Annotated in this window: 20 protein-coding genes; 10 read left to right on the top strand and 10 right to left on the bottom strand. The window is 36.0% G+C overall.

Translation table 11 applies throughout. From position 1 onward, the window contains the following. Positions 1-91 precede the first annotated feature (91 nt). On the top strand, positions 92-769 hold the full coding sequence (locus tag GQS55_RS17000) for a PilZ domain-containing protein (RefSeq protein ID WP_159821620.1): 678 nt from the start codon (positions 92-94) through the stop codon (positions 767-769). Positions 770-833: 64 nt separating this feature from the next. On the opposite strand, the gene xseA is transcribed toward GQS55_RS17000, so the two are convergent. Beyond that, complete coding sequence (gene xseA / locus GQS55_RS16995) at positions 834-2,168, bottom strand: exodeoxyribonuclease VII large subunit (protein ID WP_159821619.1); 1,335 nt, start codon at positions 2,166-2,168, stop codon at positions 834-836. Positions 2,169-2,392: 224 nt separating this feature from the next. On the opposite strand from xseA, the gene guaB reads away from it, so the two are divergent. Both guaB and guaA read left to right on the top strand, forming a co-directional pair. Continuing rightward, on the top strand, positions 2,393-3,865 hold the full coding sequence (gene guaB, locus GQS55_RS16990) for an IMP dehydrogenase (protein ID WP_159821618.1): 1,473 nt from the start codon (positions 2,393-2,395) through the stop codon (positions 3,863-3,865). 246 nt (positions 3,866-4,111) lie between these two features. Then, positions 4,112-5,689, top strand: a complete 1,578-nt coding sequence (guaA, locus tag GQS55_RS16985; RefSeq protein ID WP_159821617.1) for a glutamine-hydrolyzing GMP synthase — start codon at positions 4,112-4,114, stop codon at positions 5,687-5,689. A 488-nt stretch (positions 5,690-6,177) separates the two neighbouring features. On the opposite strand, the gene GQS55_RS16980 is transcribed toward guaA, so the two are convergent. Genes GQS55_RS16980 through GQS55_RS16970 form a run of 3 tightly spaced genes read right to left on the bottom strand, consistent with a single transcriptional unit; the run spans position 6,178 to position 8,299 of the window. Next, positions 6,178-6,408 (bottom strand): hypothetical protein, encoded by a 231-nt coding sequence (locus GQS55_RS16980; protein ID WP_159821616.1) that lies wholly within the window; start codon positions 6,406-6,408, stop codon positions 6,178-6,180. Further along, complete coding sequence (locus GQS55_RS16975) at positions 6,405-8,015, bottom strand: PepSY-associated TM helix domain-containing protein (protein WP_159821615.1); 1,611 nt, start codon at positions 8,013-8,015, stop codon at positions 6,405-6,407. The genes GQS55_RS16980 and GQS55_RS16975 overlap by 4 nt, the downstream gene beginning before the upstream one ends. Further along, entirely contained in the window at positions 8,012-8,299 is a 288-nt protein-coding gene (locus GQS55_RS16970; RefSeq protein WP_159821614.1) for a hypothetical protein, read from the bottom strand. The genes GQS55_RS16975 and GQS55_RS16970 overlap by 4 nt, the downstream gene beginning before the upstream one ends. Before the next feature lie 824 nt (positions 8,300-9,123). On the opposite strand from GQS55_RS16970, the gene GQS55_RS16965 reads away from it, so the two are divergent. The 3 genes from GQS55_RS16965 to bla all read left to right on the top strand — a co-directional run bounded on the left by GQS55_RS16965 (position 9,124) and on the right by bla (position 11,503). After that, positions 9,124-9,894 (top strand): sulfite exporter TauE/SafE family protein, encoded by a 771-nt coding sequence (locus GQS55_RS16965; protein WP_159821613.1) that lies wholly within the window; start codon positions 9,124-9,126, stop codon positions 9,892-9,894. 148 nt (positions 9,895-10,042) lie between these two features. Beyond that, positions 10,043-10,534, top strand: coding sequence for a GNAT family N-acetyltransferase (locus GQS55_RS16960; RefSeq protein WP_201294531.1), 492 nt, complete (start codon positions 10,043-10,045; stop codon positions 10,532-10,534). A 75-nt stretch (positions 10,535-10,609) separates the two neighbouring features. Beyond that, positions 10,610-11,503 (top strand): class A beta-lactamase, subclass A2, encoded by an 894-nt coding sequence (bla, locus tag GQS55_RS16955; protein ID WP_159821611.1) that lies wholly within the window; start codon positions 10,610-10,612, stop codon positions 11,501-11,503. 302 nt (positions 11,504-11,805) lie between these two features. Here the strand turns inward: bla and GQS55_RS16950 are convergent, their stop codons facing one another. Beyond that, the gene (locus GQS55_RS16950; protein ID WP_159821610.1) at positions 11,806-11,943 is read right to left on the bottom strand and encodes a hypothetical protein; all 138 of its coding nucleotides are present in this window, start codon (positions 11,941-11,943) and stop codon (positions 11,806-11,808) included. 345 nt (positions 11,944-12,288) lie between these two features. On the opposite strand from GQS55_RS16950, the gene GQS55_RS16945 reads away from it, so the two are divergent. Beyond that, positions 12,289-12,936, top strand: a complete 648-nt coding sequence (locus GQS55_RS16945; RefSeq protein ID WP_159821609.1) for a DUF2959 domain-containing protein — start codon at positions 12,289-12,291, stop codon at positions 12,934-12,936. A gap of 2 nt (positions 12,937-12,938) precedes the next feature. Continuing rightward, entirely contained in the window at positions 12,939-13,289 is a 351-nt protein-coding gene (locus GQS55_RS16940) for a RidA family protein (protein WP_159821608.1), read from the top strand. A 112-nt stretch (positions 13,290-13,401) separates the two neighbouring features. Here the strand turns inward: GQS55_RS16940 and GQS55_RS16935 are convergent, their stop codons facing one another. After that, positions 13,402-15,243 (bottom strand): DUF885 domain-containing protein, encoded by a 1,842-nt coding sequence (locus GQS55_RS16935; protein ID WP_159821607.1) that lies wholly within the window; start codon positions 15,241-15,243, stop codon positions 13,402-13,404. A gap of 316 nt (positions 15,244-15,559) precedes the next feature. Here GQS55_RS16935 and GQS55_RS16930 point away from each other — a divergent pair, with 316 nt between their 5' ends. Beyond that, positions 15,560-17,539, top strand: coding sequence for a RecQ family ATP-dependent DNA helicase (locus GQS55_RS16930; RefSeq protein WP_159821606.1), 1,980 nt, complete (start codon positions 15,560-15,562; stop codon positions 17,537-17,539). A 72-nt stretch (positions 17,540-17,611) separates the two neighbouring features. Beyond that, a complete protein-coding gene (locus tag GQS55_RS16925) occupies positions 17,612-18,517 on the top strand; it encodes a DMT family transporter (RefSeq protein WP_159821605.1) in 906 nt (301 codons plus the stop codon). A 33-nt stretch (positions 18,518-18,550) separates the two neighbouring features. Here the strand turns inward: GQS55_RS16925 and GQS55_RS16920 are convergent, their stop codons facing one another. The 4 genes from GQS55_RS16920 to GQS55_RS19900 all read right to left on the bottom strand — a co-directional run bounded on the left by GQS55_RS16920 (position 18,551) and on the right by GQS55_RS19900 (position 20,499). After that, entirely contained in the window at positions 18,551-19,393 is an 843-nt protein-coding gene (locus GQS55_RS16920) for a hypothetical protein (RefSeq protein WP_159821604.1), read from the bottom strand. 309 nt (positions 19,394-19,702) lie between these two features. After that, complete coding sequence (locus GQS55_RS20200; protein ID WP_201294530.1) at positions 19,703-19,879, bottom strand: IS30 family transposase; 177 nt, start codon at positions 19,877-19,879, stop codon at positions 19,703-19,705. Then, the gene (locus tag GQS55_RS19905; RefSeq protein WP_201294529.1) at positions 19,873-20,196 is read right to left on the bottom strand and encodes an IS30 family transposase; all 324 of its coding nucleotides are present in this window, start codon (positions 20,194-20,196) and stop codon (positions 19,873-19,875) included. Before GQS55_RS19905 ends, GQS55_RS20200 begins: the two co-directional genes overlap by 7 nt. 135 nt (positions 20,197-20,331) lie before the next feature. After that, entirely contained in the window at positions 20,332-20,499 is a 168-nt protein-coding gene (locus GQS55_RS19900) for a helix-turn-helix domain-containing protein (RefSeq protein ID WP_201294528.1), read from the bottom strand. Positions 20,500-20,745: the final 246 nt, after the last annotated feature.

The following is a 20,745-nucleotide window of genomic DNA, read 5'->3' as shown; positions in this document are numbered from 1 at the left end:
ATAGTCTACTGTAGAATCGTTACTTATATTCATTGCTTTTAATTTACTATTTGACTAGTGTGATTAGATACACTTAAAAAAATTCATATTTATGTCTAACAAACCTTCAAGTATTGATACAAGTACCCGTCTAGATCGCAATTTAGCATTACTTCATGCAGGTTCGACGGTCAACATTGATATTTCTACGCCTGCAGGTCAACGTGCTAAGTTTAGAACAACATTCATTGGTTATCTTCCGGGAAAATATGTATTAATACAATTTCCTGAAGCGGGTAAGCTAGGAAGGTTTTCTCAACATATAGTGCAGGGCACTGCGATTACTGTAAGGGGCTTAATTGAAGGCCATGAAGGTGTTGTGGTTGCTTTTCTCAGTACGATTAAACAAACGCTACAAATGCCTTCTCGTATTATGGTGTTAGATTTTCCTAGAACCGTTGGCTTACAAAACCTACGTTCATCTATTCGTATAGAAACCCAAATACCAGCGAAAGTAAAAATAGATGAAGATTATTGGCAAGCAACGATAGAGAATTTATCTAGCAAAGGTTGTCAGTTAAGTATTATGAATGGTGAAAAGTTAGCGTTATCAGATAAAAAAGATATTCAAATTGTAATCGAAGAAGAGCAAGCTTTAGAGAATTTAAAGTTAAATGGTATGGTATGTAATTTGAAACAGCATAATGAAGGCATTTCTTTTGGTGTGAAGTTTGAATCGGCAAGCGAGGAACAAGTTCGCCAGTTACTATTAACTACTATGACCGCATAAAACGATAGATGACTATTTTAAATAAGCCCTGCTTAAGTAAACCATTTTTAAGTAAACCTTAGCTTCAAATAACCTTCGCTTTAATCAAACCGTCAGAAATTTGCACACGTATTTCATCGTTAATCGATACTTGTTTAATCGAACTGATCACTTTATCTTCAGTATTTCGAACCACACCATAACCTCTTGCAATAGTTGCTAATGGGCTAACCAATTGCAGTTGCTCAATTAAGTGTACAAACAATTCACCTTTATGCTGTAAGCTATATTTTTGAGCATTAACGAGGCGTTGTTTTAACTGGCTCACCGTTGTTTGGTATTCTATTAATTGTTTATTGGGTGACAACCGATTAAGTCGTTGCGCTAATTGTTGTGGTTGTTGCTTTGTTTGCAGCATTGTTCGCTTAATTACCTGCATTAAGCGTAAGTTTAACTCATCAGACTTTTGTTGGTGGATGCGTAATTGTTGCTCAGGGTGTGCTTGCGTTAATCTATGCTGCGTATGGCTCAACTTTTGAATTAACACGTTATTATTTCTGGTAATCGCGTTATTTAATCGTAATGTTAGCATAGTGATTTTTTTCACTAGTTCATCACTATCACTTGAAACTAACTCGGCTGCGGCAGAAGGGGTTGGGGCACGTAAATCAGCGACATAATCGCTCAACGTAGTATCGACTTCATGACCAACTGCACTAATGGTTGGAATAACTGAATCATAAATAGCTTGTACCACTATTTCTTCATTGAAAGGCCAGAGATCTTCTAAAGAGCCACCACCACGTCCTATAATAAGTACATCACATTCTTGCCTACTATTTGCTTGTGCAATTGCGTGGCAAATATCATTACTAGCATATTGTCCTTGTACTAACGCAGGGTAAATCGTCACTTGAATATTTGGGTTACGGCGTTTTAAAACCGTCAGAATATCTTTTACAGCGGCTCCAGTAGGTGAGGTGACAATACCTACACGCTGTATAGTGGTTGGGATTGTCTTTTTATGATCTTGCGAGAATATACCAAGCGCAGTTAACTTGTTTTTCAATTGCTCATATTGTTGACGTAATAAACCTTCACCAGCATCATCAAGTTGCTCAATAATAAGCTGAAAATCACCTCTGGGTTCGTACAATGAAACCTTGGCACGCACTAATACTTGTTGGCCATTACGTGGTTTTGCATTGTTCGCAAGGCGAACTCTTTGGTTGTTCCCCTTAAACATAGCGCAACGCACTTGCGACTTATTGTCTTTTAACGATAAGTACCAATGACCAGAGCTAGCTGCGACAAAATTAGATATTTCACCGGTTAACCATACGGTATTTAATTCACTTTCTAGAATAAAGCGTACTTTTCGTGTGAGTTCACTGACTTGAAGGATGTGTTGTGCTGGCATAACTAATTAATTGCTAATACTGTAGAGCTAGTTTGAGTGACAGTATATCTTGATGGAATTTATTTAGGGTGTTTTTTTTGCTTTTATTACATAAAATAATAATGATTCAAAGACAAATTTATGTTTACCTAAACAAAGAAAAGAGTTAAAATTCTGCCGCAATATTAGATACTAACTTTTAAAAAATTAGTATCTCCTTTCTCCTTAACTCTGGTGATATTGCGATGTTACGAATTGCCCAAGAAGCATTAACTTTTGATGATGTTTTGTTAGTACCGGCCCACTCTACAGTACTACCCCACACAGCTAATCTACAAACTCGTTTAACACGAAAGATTAATTTGAACGTACCTATTGTATCTGCGTCTATGGATACAGTAACTGAAGCTCGTTTAGCAATCACTTTAGCACAAGAAGGTGGTTTAGGCTTTATTCATAAAAATATGACCATAGCGGAACAAGCGAATAACGTTTCTAAAGTTAAAAAATATGAAAGCGGTATCGTGTCAGATCCTGTTACCGTTAGCACTGACTTTACTATTGAAGAAGTTATGCATAAAGCTGATGACTTAGGTTTTTCAGGTTTCCCTGTTGTTGATAATCAAAACAATTTAGTTGGTATTATTACCGGCCGTGATTTACGTTTTGAAACTGATTTAACTAAGTCAGTATCTTCATTGATGACTGTGAAAGAAAAATTAGTCACAGTTAAAGAAGGTGCCGCCCGAAAAGAAATCTTAGGTTTAATGCATAGCAACCGTATTGAAAAAATATTAGTGGTTGATGATGCGTTTAAATTGGTAGGACTTATCACCGCAAAAGATTATCAAAAAGCTGAAAACAAACCTAATGCTTGTAAAGATGAGCTTGGACGTTTACGTGTTGGTGCAGCTGTTGGTGTTGGTGCAGGAACTGATGAGCGTATTGATGCGCTAGTTGCTGCCGGTGTAGATGTACTATTAATAGATACATCACATGGCCATTCTCAAGGTGTATTAGACCGAGTAAAAGAAACACGTGATAAATACCCTGATTTACAAATAGTTGCTGGTAACGTTGCTACAGGCGCTGGCGCTAAAGCGCTTGCTGATGTAGGTGTTGACGCTGTTAAAGTGGGCATAGGCCCAGGTTCAATTTGTACAACTCGTATTGTTACGGGTGTTGGTGTTCCACAGTTAACAGCTATATCAAATGCAGTTGAAGCTTTAAAAGGTACTGGTATTCCCGTTATTGCTGATGGAGGTATTCGCTTTTCAGGTGATATTGCTAAAGCACTTGTCGCTGGCGCGCATTGCGTTATGGTTGGCAGTTTATTAGCGGGTACTGAAGAAGCACCAGGTGAAGTAGAGCTTTATCAAGGTCGCTACTACAAATCATATCGTGGTATGGGCTCTTTAGGTGCTATGGATCAAAAAGAAGGATCGAGTGATCGTTACTTCCAAAAATCAGATGGTGAAGCAGACAAATTAGTACCTGAAGGTATCGAAGGCCGTGTTGCTTATAAAGGTCCTGTTGCTGCTATTATTCATCAGCAAATGGGTGGTTTACGTTCATCTATGGGCTTAACGGGTAGTGAAACGATTGAAGTGATGCGTACTAAGCCTGAGTTTATGAAAATAACATCAGCAGGTATGGGCGAGTCACATGTACATGACGTGACCATCACAAAAGAAGCCCCTAACTATAGAATGGGCTAGTCGAATATTTCATTTCTGTGCTATTTAGCGTGATAGCGGTATCAGAAGTACTCATTGACTAAAGTCAACTCCGTGCTTCTTCTTTGCTCTAACGCTAACTAGCTTAGAACTAAAACATTCTTGATTATTTCTTTATTGAAAAACTAAAAAATTCCAACAGGCTGAGCAATAACCCTTAAGTAGGGTGCTCAGCCTTTTTCTTTAATTTACACCGTTCATTTTGAACGTAAAAGTAGGAAAACAAACATGAGTAAAGACATTCATGATCACCGCATACTGATTTTAGATTTTGGTTCACAATACACACAGCTTATTGCACGTCGCGTACGTGAAATTGGCGTTTATTGTGAATTATGGTCTTGGGACGTAACCGAAGAGCAAATTAAAGGCTTTAACCCAACAGGTATTATTCTTGCTGGCGGTCCAGAGTCTGTAACTGAAGCTAACTCACCACGTGCACCTGAATATGTGTTTAATGCTAACGTACCAGTATTAGGTATTTGTTACGGTATGCAAACCATGGCTGAGCAGTTAGGTGGTAGTGTTGAAAGTTCTAACCATAAAGAATTTGGTTATGCTGCGGTTGAACTAATTGCTAAGTCAGCGTTATTTAATAACGTTGAAGACAGTGTTGGTGAAAACGGTAATGGTTTACTTGATGTTTGGATGAGTCACGGCGATAAAGTTGCTAGTATCCCTGAAGGTTTTGTTACTGTTGGTCAAACGCCAAGCTGTGCTTTTGGTGCTATGGCACACGAAGACAAGCAGTTTTATGGTGTTCAATTTCACCCAGAAGTTACTCACACTAAACAAGGTTTACGCATTTTAGAAAACTTTGTTGTTGAAATTTGTCAGTGTGAAAAATTATGGACACCAGCAACAATCATTGATGATGCTATCGAGAAAATGAAAGCACAAATTGGTGATGACGAGGTTATTCTTGGTTTATCTGGTGGTGTCGATTCATCAGTAGTCGCTATGCTTTTACATCGCGCTATTGGTGACAAACTAACATGTGTATTTGTTGATAACGGTTTGCTTCGTTTAGACGAAGGTCAACAAGTTATGGATATGTTTGGCGATCATTTTGGTTTAAATATCATTAAAATTGATGCTGAAGATCGTTTTCTTGATCGTTTGGCTGGCGAAAGTGAGCCAGAAGCTAAACGTAAAATTATCGGTAATGTATTTATCGATGTATTCGAAGAAGAGTCTAACAAATTAGATAATGCCAAATGGTTAGCACAGGGTACTATCTACCCTGACGTTATTGAATCAGCTGCTTCTGCTACGGGTAAAGCACATGTTATCAAATCTCATCATAACGTTGGTGGCTTACCTGATTACATGAAGTTAGGTTTAGTTGAACCATTACGTGAATTATTTAAAGATGAAGTGCGTAAAATTGGCCTTGAATTAGGTTTACCATACGATATGCTTTACCGTCACCCGTTCCCTGGTCCTGGGTTAGGTGTTCGTATTTTAGGTGAAGTGAAAAAAGAATACGCAGACTTATTACGTCGTGCGGACGCTATCTTCATTGAAGAATTACATAAGCATGATTTATACACTAAAGTAAGCCAAGCATTTACCGTATTTTTACCTGTTCGTTCAGTTGGAGTTATGGGCGATGCTCGTAAATATGACTGGGTAGTAAGCTTACGTTGTGTTGAAACTATTGACTTTATGACGGCGCGTTGGTCACATTTGCCATACGACTTCTTAGGCCTAGTGTCTAACAGAATCATCAATGAAATTGATGGCATTTCGCGTGTTGTTTACGATATATCAGGCAAGCCGCCTGCTACTATCGAATGGGAATAACATTGTTGTAAACGGGTTATAACAATCAATTTCGGCGTTGAATGTTCTACCTGCGTTTTCTGAGCATGTTAGATGAATACTTAAAACCTCATTGTTGAAAAACACTGGGGTTTTTTATTGCACGTCAAATAGAGGCAACCTAATAATAACATTAAGTTTTAATACCAGTTTCATTAGTTAAGTGGACAATTTTATACGTAGAAAAAATGGCCAAATACAAGGCGTTTATTTCAATAACTGGTTGTTCTAATTATTAAATAAATAACGATATAGTTGGTGATTTTAGTAAGTAGGAATGATCACATAGTTAGGAGATTGGTATAATATGTTAATAATAGGAATGTAAGTGAAAAAGCAGAATGAAAGGGGAGGCAATTCATCCCCTAATCATCTAATAAAGCAAAGTCAGCAGTGAGAACCAATAACGAGAAAAGCGGATATAACCGTAAAAGTTATATGCTCAATGTAAATTAACGTTTGTCGTTATATTATTTATTTGTTGCTTTACCAAATATAAAAGCAACAAATAAATTAGTTAACAAGCCGCCAGAGATAGCGATAAAAACACCACCAATACTGCCATAAACAGCAATAAAGCATATTGACGCAATTATAAATATTACCAAGCTTAACCAACGACTTGTACTGCTGGCTTTTCTTAACAGTACGCTACTAGTGATTAACATTAAGCAGCCTAGGGTTAGGTAAATAAATGTCATGCTGTTACCTCTTGATTGATAGACGTTTGTGCTAAGGCCACGCGTTTAACATTTATGCATTTAGTTGCATAAACAGTAAACAGACCAATAACGAAAAAGCTTATATCTACCACGGTTACTAATAAGTTATCCGCTATAAAAGCATGGCTTGATGACAGTACAGCATTTAATGGTAAAACGGCTATACATGAAATACCTGTAACTAACAGAGTTACTTGTAAATAACGGTAATAATTAATAGGGAAAATAGCGAACAAGAACCAAGCTAACCACGAATAAAAGAATAGTGGTCCAAAATATTGATTATGTAGCTCTACCGCAACTAAGTTGTTCAATAAAACTTGGGCTGGAAATAAAATAGCGGTCGCTAATACTAAACCACCACAACTACCAATAATGGCTCTGTTCCAACGTTGATAAGCTAATTCAGATAATGTCGGATTACTACCTCGGCTACGTTTAGCTAACCACATCATCATGCCTGACAATGGCAAGAGTGCGGTTGTTAAACCAAGTAAAGCCCAGATAAATTTAACAAAAATACCGGCGAAGTTACCAAAGTGCAGTGGGAATAGTAAGGTGAGAACTTTGATAGCAGGGCCAGGAATATCGCCTAAACTACTCATCGATTTACTAAATTCACCATTACCATGATATTGTAACAATTGTGAAGCTACTGCATCCCCACCGAGTAATCGCAGGTAAACCTCAGCATTAACATCGTTATGCGCCATAATGGTTAAATCAACAATTTTCGCTTTTGGGTAACGAGCTTGTGCATCAATTAAAATAGTATTGATATCTGTTACTTGATAGTTATGAGAAATAACGGGCTCTGGCATAGCAGTAAACCGCTCTACTAATTTCTCTTGGTCACCACCAAAACTTACAAAGGCAGCCGCAGGTAGTAATATAATTGTTGCTAACCCTAAAAATGCACCACTAAGACCAATAATGCCATGAAACAAGCTGCCCCAAATGCCCATAATTTTATGTGCGTCGCTGACAACAACATCGAACTCTTTTTTACGTCTAAAAGTAAATAGCTCTTTAATTAGCTGACGATGAATAAATAAACCGGTTATGGTCGACACTAATAAAGTTAAACCTAAAAAGCCGTTAAGTATCAGTCCTATAGGTCGACCTAGATGTAAATCGGCATGAAAATGACCAATAAATGAAGGAGCATCTGTTTTACGGTGTTCGTAGAAATAGGCAGCCGTACCATAATATTCTTTGACCAGTTCAAAATTTCGAGGATCAAATTGATACGCATAAACGGCTTCCTCAGTATAGTTTTCATCACCGTCATGCGATTCAAATAATAAAGTGAGTAAGTGAGTGTTATGTCCTGTGGGTAAATATACATGAATATTCTCACCAAAGGCTTCAGGTACTTTTTGATGATATTGGTTAATAAGCTCGGTAACTTTTTCGCTCGGTAACGTACTTAGTTGATGTAATTCGGGGTTAGCCCAAATTTTTAATTCAGGGCGACTCAGCACGGCTAAAGCGCCAGTAAAACATACTATAAACAACAAAATAGCAGTAACAATGCCAACCCAACTATGTAATAAGAATAGTTTTTTTAATGTAACTGATTTCATGCTTGTGCCCCTGACAATGCCATATAACTTAAACCGGCATGACTAAATAAAATAACTAACATCACCACAAAAGGGTGCCATGCTCTTTCAGCCATATAGGCATAAATAAATAAGCCAGCCCAAATAAGAGGAAATAGCATAATGGGGATAAGTATTTTTTCTTCCATGGCGAATGGTAAGTAAGTTGTCATGCCAGGGATCATTACAATGGCGGTAATAAGCGCCAATATACAAGCCATTAAATGCCGGCGTTTAGTCGCCGAAAATGTTCTTTTTGTGTTCATTATTGATTTGCCCTTAATGTGTGGTTACCTTAGGAGACCACACTAGCAGTAAGTTAAAACTCAGCATTGCTCATGGCTAGGTCTGTAATAGTTAAGATGGCAGACCTAACTAACTGCGCTTTTAAAACACGAGTGTTGATAAAAGTGAATTCAAAACTTAGTGGTAATATTAATGATAATGGTTGGTATTAGCATTATACCTTAAAGGTTTTTTGCAAAACAACTACAAATAAAAAAAACACATAAATAGTTTTGTATGCTGTGCAAGTAAGTTAAGTTTCTATTATATATAAGAAAATAAACCAAAAGTTCGTTTTTAAGATATATAAATTGCTACTTAATTTAGTCAAATCTTTGAATGGCAAAGTGTTATGTTATTTGTTAAAAATAACATCAGTAGAATAATGCGTAAGCTTTGCTCTGTTAATTGTTAGGCTTTCTAAAGCTCTATTTGACATCTGAACTAATAAAAAGCGAACCTAGAGTGTATAAATCGGTGAATTTACATTTCTCGGTTAAAGGCAATGATGTGACTGAAAGTGCACTTAAAACGGCAATTGAAGATGCTTTAAATAAATATTGCCATGTTTAGATGCCACAACCAAAGATTGATATTACTTATACAACAGATATTCTTGTTTCATAGTAATACTATTACCCTGAATTATACCTTCAACTTTAGAGTACAATAGCTTTATTGTTTTCACTTATTCAAAACCAAGCCCAAGTAGTGGGTTAGTAAGTTTCGCTTTGTTAGATATTTAATTTACTATTCTCGTCCTCTTAATGAGGTATTCGGCTTTAAATAAACCTGGAGTACAACTTTGTTGATTGATGTTATTTTTCTTTTTATGGCGGGGTTGATTGGTGGGGTTTTAAACTCTATTGCGGGTGGGGGAAGTTTTATTACCTTTCCTGCTCTCGTTTTTGTTGGCGTGCCACCACTTATGGCTAATGCTACTAATACCTTTTCTTCGTGTGCCGGATATTTTAGTGGAGCTTATGCTTTTAGGCACAAATTAAAAGAGCACAAAAAAGAAATGTTGCTCACGATTTTATTTAGCCTATTAGGGGGATCTCTTGGTGCATTTTTATTGTTAAAAACCCCTGAAGCATCATTTGAAAAGGTCATTCCTTGGTTACTTTTATTTGCAACCTTGTTATTTATATTTGGTGGGAGAGCTAATACATTATTGCAGTCTTACTCAGAAAAAAATAAATATGCATTACAGTTTAAATCTATTTTTCTCTCTTTATCATTACTGAGTGTTTGCGTCTATGGCGGATTTTTTAATGCCGGGTTAGGTATTGTTATATTGAGTTATTTGACTTTATCTGGTCATAAAAATATCAATGTGATGAATGGATTAAAGTTAGTTGTTTCTTCTGCAGTATCGCTTGCTGCAATACTATTATTTATTTTAAGCGATTCTATTGCATGGGTAGAGGGGAGCATTGTTCTTGTTGGCACTTTATTAGGTGGATATTATTCTGCTCATATTTCCATGAAATTAAATCAACAATATATCAGGTGGTTTGTGATATTTATGAGCGCTGTTATTACAGTATATTTTTTCTATGTCACTTTTGCGTAGACTAAAGTAATGATAGCCAATTAAGCTAGTCATACGAGGCTAAGCTCAAACGGTTAGACAACAACACAATTTACGCTGTTTCGGTTAGTTACACATAGTCGCAAGCAGTTATTAGTCTTTATCGGGATGTATGTGCAAGGAATTTATGATGATGTCAATTAGTGCGATAACCGAAAACTCCTGGGATGAGATCATGAAAATTCAGGCGGAGGCATACACTGATATTGTGCCCGAAGCGGTCAGTATTCTAAAAAGTAAATGGCTTGCTTCGCCTGCAACATGTGCAGTGTATGTAGATGATGAAAATAAAATAGTAGGTTATTTGCTTGCTCATCCATGGGGAAATGAGGCACCACCTAAGTTACATGAAAAAACGCGAGCCATTAACAGCTCAACTTTGTATCTTCATGACTTGGCTTTGGCTAACGCAGCAAAAGGGAAAAAGATTGCTAAAAAATTGGTGGAAAACTTAATCACTTACGCCAAACATCAAGGCTTTTCAAAAATACTACTTGTTTCAGTACAAAGTTCTAATATGTTTTGGGGTAAGTTTGGCTTTGTTTATACACCTAGCAAGATGGTTTGCCCAAGTTACGGTGATGATGCACAATTAATGGTGTTAGCGCTAAAAGCAGAATAGATCACTTTAAAAATTTGCATACTTATAGCTGTTCACGCATTCTTTAAATATAAATATTAGCACGTAAGATAATCTATGAATTATAAACTACTTTTTATCATCATCGCTTTTTCATGTTCGTTTCACTCATATAGCAAGCAAAGTGAGTCTTTGAAACAACAAATAAATTCATTACTAGAAGGTAAAAACGCAACCGTTGGTGTGGCTATTTTGGCAGGGGATGGCAGTGAATATATCTCAATAAATGGTAATAAGAAGCTACCAATGCAGAGTGTTTTCAAATATCAGCTTGCTTTAGCTGTGTTAGATCAAGTTGATAAAAATAATTTGAGCTTGTCGGATAGAATCAGTATTAGCCCAAAAGATTTAGATAACAATTTGTGGAGTCCAATTCGTAAAGAGTATCCCGATGGCGCAAACTTATCCTTAGCGGAAGTATTGAAGTATACAGTCGCTTATAGTGACAACGTAGGTTGCGATATATTATTTAACATTGTTGGTGGTACGAAGGTTGTAGAAGCCTATTTACATAAACAGGGCATAATGGATGTTGCTATTGAATATGATGAAATAACACAACAATTAGTTTGGGATCGAATGTATGAGAATTGGACAACCGCTAATGCTGCTATTGCTGTATTAAAATTATTTTATGAGAATAAAGAACATTTACTCTCTCAGAACAGTCATCAATTCTTATGGGATACCATGAAAATCTCGGGTACTGGTAAAGATAAAATTAAAGGTCTATTACCTAAAGGTACGATTGTTGCGCATAAAACGGGTAGTTCTGGTAGAAATAAATTGGGATTAACGGGGGCTGAAAATGATATTGGTATAGTTTTTTTGCCGGACGGCACACATTTTTATATCAGTGTTTTAGTTAGTAACTCCACAGAAAAAAGTGCGGTTAATAAAAAATTAATTGCAGATGTGAGTAAGGTTACTTGGGATTATTTTAAAAAATAGCCTCGTTACGCTTGCGGTTAGGAAATTTAAATAACCCGTAATCCCGATTTTAAGGCAGTAAATTGATTATAAACGTATAAAGTTGATTTACTTTAAGCGTTTTATTAAGAGGCTTTTAGTATTAAGTAGGCCTGTAATGAGGTGTGAGTAAACATGATTAACTGCCATTTTATAACCTAAGCACTTAATTGATTAGGTATCTGGTTGATTAGGCACTTATTTACATAACACCTTCATTTTGTAACAGCATTCTAATATTTATGGTATTTTTCACCCAAATATTAAAAGGTAAGCTGTCAATATTACAGACTTTCTAAAACTTCACGTTGTTCAGCTACTTCTATTCTTATGTCAAAATCACGAGGTAAATCGCTATTATCATAATCAAAAGTTGTTGCTTCTACTGATTGTGTATCTTTTAAATTGTTTTGATTTTTCATTATCATCATCTCTCTGTAGTTAACTTTGTGTAATATTATTACGTTATTTACTGTTGTAATGCAAGTTTTGTCGTTTTTTTATGATTTGTTATTATGTTTTGTTGTTTTATTACCTTTTTTTGCCTTTTTAAAATTAAATTGTTATTGCGTTTATTTATTATTTTCTTTGTTATTTATCAATAGTTAGCAAATTGAGATTGATTACGGGTAGTGAACTTATTGTTAATTATTTGTAAATATTTATGTGAGAGGGTAAAAATTTATTTTGCTCGAATACGCTAATAGATATACCATTAACATAATATTCGCTCAGATTAAGTGGTCAAAATCACTTTAGGGAAATCTATGATTAAATTTAGTCAAAAGTTATGCATTATTGTTAGTGTATTGGCATTAGCATCTTGTTCAACCGCTTATTATTCAGCGATGGAAAAGGTTGGTATTCATAAGCGTGACATCATGGTTGATCGTGTTGGAGAAGCCAAAGAATCGCAACAAGAAGCGCAAGAGCAATTTAAGTCAGCATTGGCTGAAATGACGGCGTTAATTAATTTTGATGGTGGCGATCTTGAAGAGCAATACAACGAAATTCAAGAACAGTATGAAGACTCTAAAGAAGCTGCTGAGCTTGTTAGTTTACGTATCGCAAAAATCGAAGATGTTTCTGAAGCCTTATTTGAAGAGTGGCAAGATGAAATAGAAGAAATTTCAAGTGCTAACCTTAAAAGACAAAGTGCATCAAAACTAAAGGAAACACAAAGACGTTATAAAACATTGATTAGGTCGATGCATAAAGCGGAAAGTAAAATGGCACCAGTTTTATCAGCTTTAAAAGATAATAGCCTATTTTTAAAACATAATTTGAATGCTAAAGCGGTTGGTGCGTTACAAGGTGAAATAGTATCAATTCAAAAAGATGTTGCCGTGTTAATTAAAGATATGAATGCAGCGATAGAACAATCGCAAAAATTTATTGATATGTTGGAGGAGTAATTTTGTCAATTGAAAGGTTAGAAACAAAACAGCGTATGAGTCGTATTGTTAAGCATAACGGTACGATTTATTTATGTGGCCAAGTTGCTGCTGATGCCAGTAAGGATATTACTGAACAAACGCAAACCATGTTGGCTAAAGTTGATGAATTGTTATTGCAAGCAGGCAGTGATAGAAAACACATTTTATCAGCCACTATTTATGTTAAAGATATGAGCTACTTTGCTGACATGAATGCTGTTTGGGATGCTTGGGTTCCAGAAGGTTATGCTCCAGCGCGTGCATGTGTTTCGGCTAAAATGGCTCGTGACGCTTTATTGGTGGAAATTTCAGTGGTAGCTGCTGAAATATAGAGATTTTTCTTTATATAATGCATGAACTTAATAGCTAAAAGGCAATAAAAAACCGCATTAAAAAATGCGGTTTTAGGTACTTATCTTTAGCTACTGATGAAGTCAGTCGCTATTAAGCTTTTTTCTCTTCAATATACTCATTAACGAGTTGAGTCAGTACGTTCAATGGTACTGGCCCATTACGTAAAATCACCTCGTGAAATTCTCTTATATCAAATTTGTCACCTAAAGCTTTTTTAGCGCCTTCACGTAACGTTAATATTTTTAACATACCAATTTTATAAGCGGTCGCCTGAGATGGCATAACAACATGTCGCTCAACCATTTTAACTGCGTCAGACTTGGCGTTAGGAGTATTGGTTACGTAGTATGTAATACCTTGATCTCTTGTCCATTTCTTTGTATGAATACCAGTATCAACCACTAATCTACATGCACGCCATAGCTCCATAGCTAAACGACCAAAGTCAGAATATGGGTCTTGGTATAAGCCAATTTCTTTTGGGATCATTTCTGAATATAATCCCCAACCTTCAGTATGAGCAGTATAGCGTCCAAACTTTCTGAACATAGGAATGCCCGTTAATTCTTGTTTTATCGCGATTTGCATATGATGCCCAGGAATACCTTCATGGTAAGCTAAAGCCGCCATTTGATAAGTTGGCATGGCTTCCATGTCGTAAAGGTTTGCATAATAAACACCAGGGCGAGATCCGTCAGGCGCGGGTTGTTGATAAAATGCTTTACCCGCAGACTTTTCTCTAAAGGCTTCAACGGCTTTAACCTTCAATTCGGCTTTAGGTTTACTTAAAAACAAGCTGTCTAGGCGGCCTTTCATATCGTCAATTAAAGCAACTGCTTCATCTAAATATTGCTGACGTCCTGCTTCGTCTCCAGCGTAATAAAATTGCTTGCTGTTTCTCATGAAATCAAAAAATGCGGCTAAATCGCCTTCAAAACCGACTTTTTCCATAATTAAACGCATTTCATTATGAATTCGGTCAACTTCATTTAAACCAATTTGATGAATCTCATCAGAAGTAAGATCAGTAGTGGTTGTGCGTTTTAAAGCATTATTATAAAAGTCTTCACCATTTGGAAACTTCCAAGCACCGTCACGATTATCGGCCTTCTTCTCTAACGCCGTTAAGTAACTAATTAATTGTTCATAGCCAAATTTTAATTCGTTGTTTAATGCTGTTTTAATACCTGATAACAATGAGCTTTTTTCTTCGTTAGTAATTTCTAATTTATTAATTTTGCCAGTGAAGTCAGCTAAAATTGTACTGTCTTTACCATCAGAAAATGGTGCGCCTACTAATATATTATTAGCGTCACGAATGACATGCTCAAAAACAAATTTAGGAGCAATTATTCCTTTGTCTTCTCTTAATTTAAGTTGAGTAACAAGTTGGGCTATTAACTTTTTAGCACCTTTTACACGGGCTATATAGTCTTGTGCTTCTTTTATATTACTAATTGAATGCTGGTTAATTAAAAAAGCAGGAATTTGTGAGTGGGTGCCAAACATTTGATTAACAGGATAATTATGAAAACGCCATTTATAGTCATTGATGCTGTTTTCTAGCTTTTGAACATAAAGGCGATAGCTAATCAATGTTTGAGGATCTAATTTATCCGTATCAATTGTTTTAATTTTTTCTAAATCGGCTTTGTCAAAAGCTAATTCAATTGCGCTATTTTCTTCAGACAAGTCATTCCATTTATCGTAATCTTTTTTAATACCAAGATACGTCTGCATAACAGGATTACGGTCAATGCTTGCCTTGAAAATACTATCAAATAATTGGTTCGCTTTTTCTGATTCAGATATGGCTACATTAGCACTGCTTTGTTCAACTGAAGTACTTGCGTTACTTGTTATAGGCTGCGAACAAGCACTTAATAAGGCACTCGATATAGCAATAACGAGTATAGATTTTTTTGATAGCATTTGATGGCTCTTTTATTAGAAATTATATTTAAACAGTTTGCCTATATTTTAATAATTAATGCAATGAATTATCGACAGATAGGCTTATATTTACGACTAAATAATGAGGTGTTTTGTTAAATTAAATAAAATTTATATAACGCGATATTAATGATTTTAATCCTGCTGTTTTGTGAAGGTGTTTGTTAAAGTCATTCAGTCAAAGTGCGCTTTATGTCATACTGTTTAAATACTTAGTGCTTTATTTTTTTAGTGTTAAAAACAATGATAGGGCTATAATTTTTGTTAGTAAATTATTTATATTGGAATGTTAACGATGAACGGAATTAATCAAAATTCGCCGCTAGAAACACTTGATACAATTTTTGGCTTTGAGCAATTTCGTTTAGGACAAAAGCAAACGATTGAGCAGCTGTTAGCTGGGCAATCAACGTTATCAATATTTCCTACCGGCTCAGGTAAAAGTTTGTGTTATCAATTAACAGCGTTGCACTTGCCCAATTTAACGCTTGTTGTCTCGCCATTGTTAGCCTTGATGAAAGATCAATTAGCTTTTTTAGCGAGTAAAGGTATTGCTGCCGCGAGTATCGATTCCACTTTAAAAGGTAGTCAAACACAGGACGTTATGACTGCGGTGCGTAATGGTGAAATTAAAATATTAATGGTGTCAGTAGAGCGTTTTAAGAACGAGCGTTTTAGGCAATTTATTCAATCGGTGCCGGTTTCAATGTTAGTGGTAGACGAAGCGCATTGCATTTCCGAATGGGGTCATAACTTTAGACCTGACTATTTAAAACTGCCTAGTTATCGTAAAGAGTTGAATATTCCATTAACGCTATTGTTAACCGCAACAGCGACAAAAAAAGTAAAGTTAGATATGGCCGAAAAATTTGCCATTAACGATCAACATATTGTTCAAACTGGTTTTTATCGTCATAACCTGGATTTAGTGGTATTGCCGGTTAGTAGCGCTAATAAAAACACAGTGTTAGTTGAGCAAATACAGCGTTACTCTAGTGCCGGCCAAAATAGCGGTATTGTGTATGTTACGTTACAGCACACAGCTGAACAAGTGGCGGCATATTTACAGCAATCAGGTGTTAATGCTTGCGCTTATCATGCTGGGTTTGACAGTGATAATCGCAGTCAAATTCAAGCTGATTTTATGGCAGGTAATATACAGGTTATTGTTGCGACTATTGCCTTTGGTATGGGCATAGATAAAAGTGACATTCGTTTTGTCTTTCACTACGATTTACCAAAATCTATCGAAAATTACTCTCAAGAAATAGGCAGAGCAGGGCGTGATGGTGAGCTATCACACTGCGTTACTTTAGCAAATTTAGATGGATTAAATACCGTAGAGAACTTTGTTTATGGTGATACGCCTGAGCTGGGTGGTATAGAGTGCATTATTGATAATATTAAAGCTGAAACTCAAATTACCCAATATGAGAGTAAGTGGGAATTACAGCTATTACCACTGTCCAATGCCAGTAATATTAAGCAATTACCGTTAAAAACTATATTGGTTCAGTTAGAGATTGCTGGCGTGATTGAACCTATGTATGCCTATTTTGCAGATTTTAAAATCAAACTCCTACAACCGCTTGAGCAGATGTTGGCAGGGTTTAATGAGCAAAGGCGCAACTTTTTATCAACGGTATTCAAAGCCACAGCCTTTAAAAAAGTTTGGGGCAGCTTAAACTTTGATACGTTATTACAAGACAAATCAATTGAGCGAAATCGTGTTATTGCGGCGCTAGAATACTTGCAAGAACAACAATTGATTGTGTTAGAAACTTCACGTATGACAGAGGTGTTTAAGGTTAATAGTCATGAACTTAACGATCCTACGTTAGCAACAAGCCTATATAATTACTTTCTCGATAAAGAGCAAAAAGAAATTAAGCGAATTGCTGCTCTTGTGCGATTTTTTCAACTTGATAAGTGTTTAAGCTATAATTTAAGTTGTTATTTTGATGATAAACAAGCACCCGTAATCTGTGGACATTGTAGCGTATGCAAAGGGAATGTGGCTCACCTTGAACATTCAGCGCAGTCACCATGGCCCAGTGATGAAGTATTAATGTCGGATGCTGCTGCGTTGAAAAATCATTTAGCGAACAAAATTACGGTGCCATTAACGTTAGAAAGTTACTGTCGTTTTTTTGCTGGTATGACAGTACCTATTTTTGGACGCAATAAAGTCAGACAGCTATCAGGTTTTGCTTCATGTGAACAACAACGATATCAAGCGATACGAGATAAATTATCGCAATTGGGTTCTTTCTAAATCACATGTCGTTGTTTAGTAAATTTGAACAGTTGGTCATCTTTCTATTTTATTACCTGAGTACAACAATTAATGTTTATAACCCTAAAAAATTCAGTGCCAATGAGTGTTTGGTTTATGTTGCTATCAGCATTAGGTTTTTCCTTAATGGCTGCTTGTGTAAAAGAAGTGAGTACTTTAGGTATTCCTGTTTTTGAAATTGTTGCAGCAAGAGCAATTGTTTCAGCCGTGATTAGCTATGTTGATGTTAAACGTAAAAATATTCCGCTATGGGGTAACAATAAGCCGCTGTTAATTGCCCGGGGTACCGTTGGAACCTTTGCGTTGATGTTTGTTTATTATGCGGTAACTACTTTACCGTTAGCTGAAGCAACGTTATTACAATACTTACACCCTGTGTTTACCGCGATTATGGCGTTGTGGTTTTTAAAAGAAACGATACAACGATCAACTGTCGCTTGTATTGTGATCAGCTTGCTTGGCTTGTTGATCATCATTTATCCTAACTTAGCTCAGGAAAGTTTAGCGCAACCTAACTTACTCTTAAACCCTAGCATACAATACTCATGGTTAAGCATTAGTGCTGGGATTTTGGGGGCTTTTGGTAGTGCCGTTGCTTATATTTTGGTTAAGAAATTAACGGTAACTGAGGATAGTTCAGTAATCATATTCTACTTTCCTCTCGTGGCTTTTCCTGTTTCAATGATTATGTTGGGTGGTGACTTTGTGGTGCCTAGCTTAACAGCGATAATGCTATTGATTTTTGTGGGAATATTTACCCAAGTAGGTCAAGTAGGACTAACCAAAGCATTACATTGTGCTGATGCTAACAAAGCAACAGCATACTCTTATGTACAAGTACTGTTCTCAGTATTTATAGGTTGGACGTACTTTAGCGAAGTTCCTATGACGACCACCATTGTTGGTGGTGGATTAATCATGGTAGGCGCATTAATAAACGTATTGTGGAAGCGCTAAAGAGTATTGAGCGCTCTATTAATATGCATTCTTTTATTTATCGTGAGCTATCAGTAATTTCATGTGTTCAGGGTTATCTGTTTCTTGTAAATACTGTGATATTTCTTTGTGGGCTTGTCGAAAATGTTTATATAGGTGAGATTTTAGTTCCTTTTTTACCTGTTTAACTTCAATTCCCTTTATTACACAAAATAGCGCTAGTGCGTAAACTGTTTCTAGCTCGGGTAGTGCTGATTGTCGGTTTAGGTTGCGGTTGTTACATGAACCGCAACCACCTTTAAATTGATAAGCTGTATTAGCAAAAATAACACCAAACCCCATAAAACAAGCGACTAAATCAATTGTTTGTGGCAATACTTCTTTGCCGCCAGGGGCATAGGTGTTTGTTGAATTGTTAGCGTCATAATGAATAGCGTTATGTTGATGCACCAAAATACCTGTCTGTATTTGTACCAAATAAGCTATTAAGTCTTGAGGTTGATTAAGTTGGCTTACATGAAAAGCAATGTCGATAGCCGGTGTTGAGTCATTCATGCTGTTTACTTTACAACTAATATTACAGCTTTCACCACGAAGTCTTGATGCAAATAATAGTTGTGGCATTGGTTTTTGAATAAAGCGCTCAGCAGGCACTAATTTTATTGGCCATGCGGTCATTCCCGCATACTTCATCGTATTAGAAAAAATAGTATTAGCCATTTCTTCTACACTATTTGAACTACCGGGATAGAAGGTGTTATTGGGTAATACTAATTTACTGTCATGTTTGAAAAATTCACCATCGAGTTCAGCAATACACCAAGCAAAGGTATCAAAAATCCATGCTTTGCTTGTTTCATCAATAACGGGTTTTGTTTTAAAAAAAGTGGATAACATTAATAATTGCCTTTAGTTATTGTTGAATATAATAAGTTGCTAATATTACGTTGTTAATTTTTAGATGTTTTGTCTAGCATCAGTATTATAAACAAGGTTCAAAAATAGTTAACCAAAGATTAGTTTTTTTGGTTTGGCAGATTCAATCTCAAAGTGCATAACCGTTAAGTAATTATAGCTACCATGTGCTCAGTCATTAATTGAGCTGGAGTTTTATAATGTAACTTATTTCTCGGTCTATTATTAAGCTGGACTATGGCCGCTTCCACCTTCTGATTGAACTACCTTCTTGAATTCTGTGGATTTTGGTCAATATTGCCTTAACAAGCCATTAGTATTTTCATTTAATTCTCGTTGCCATGAGCAATAAGGATCCGCAAAATAAACATCACAACCTAATTTTATCGTCATTTCTTGATGATAATCTAATTCTTTACCATTATCGGCTGTGATTGTGCTCACTACTTTTTGAAAGGGTTTTAACATTTAACAAGATCAATTTTCCAATCACCAATTCTACTCCTATCATCAACCACTTGTGGACGTTCATCAATACTCACGCGATTTTTGATAAATCCTCGTCCTGATTGTTTATTTTTATGAGGAGATTGATACTTTTTGCATTTTCTACGTAAAGCGGTGAAAAGCATGTCACCTCGTTGGTTATCCCGCCAGATATCTTGATAAACAGTTTCATGGCTAATAGTGAATGATTCATTGAGTTCGAGCCAACCCGAAATTTGTTCCGGACTCCATTTTTTATTGAGTTTTAGATTGATAAGCTCAATAACTTGGGGTGTCATCTTGAGTGCTTTCGATGCATAAATTCTACGCTATCGCGCTATTTTTGGGTTTGCTTAATACGGTAAATTACTTGGGGGGGGGGGCTTGAGTTTTTTCGGTATATCAGTTACATGATATAGCGCTAGCTTGTGGGTTTATTTAATATGATGACCGCGTGATCCTGTATTTCGAGATAACTCTCTACTAATCGTTGATTGACTAACACTGAGCAGCGCTGCAATTTTATTTTGACTTATAGCACTTTTATTTAAGGCATAAATCTGGCGTCGTTCTTCATAGGTCAGTTGTTTATATGTTTTCATTGTTGTATCTCTTGCCAGAGAAAAAGCGATTAACATATATTCAGCTGACCAATTTTTCTACTTATTCAAGTTATGCACTTATTATTTGAATCCAAGTTTGAGTAAAACCTCTAATTATGTAAGTATTATATACTTGGTAATATTTACATAATTGTTATTAATATCCATTTTCAGAAGTTAATCGTATTACAGCACTGCAATGTTTAGTTCTTAGATAAGTATAAAAGAAGCATAAATAAGCAAATA

Origin of the sequence: Colwellia sp. 20A7, from assembly GCF_009832865.1 — a bacterium.
Taxonomy (GTDB): domain Bacteria; phylum Pseudomonadota; class Gammaproteobacteria; order Enterobacterales; family Alteromonadaceae; genus Colwellia.
Note: the sequence above shows the minus strand (reverse complement) of the source record. Positions and strands in the feature narration are given on the sequence as shown.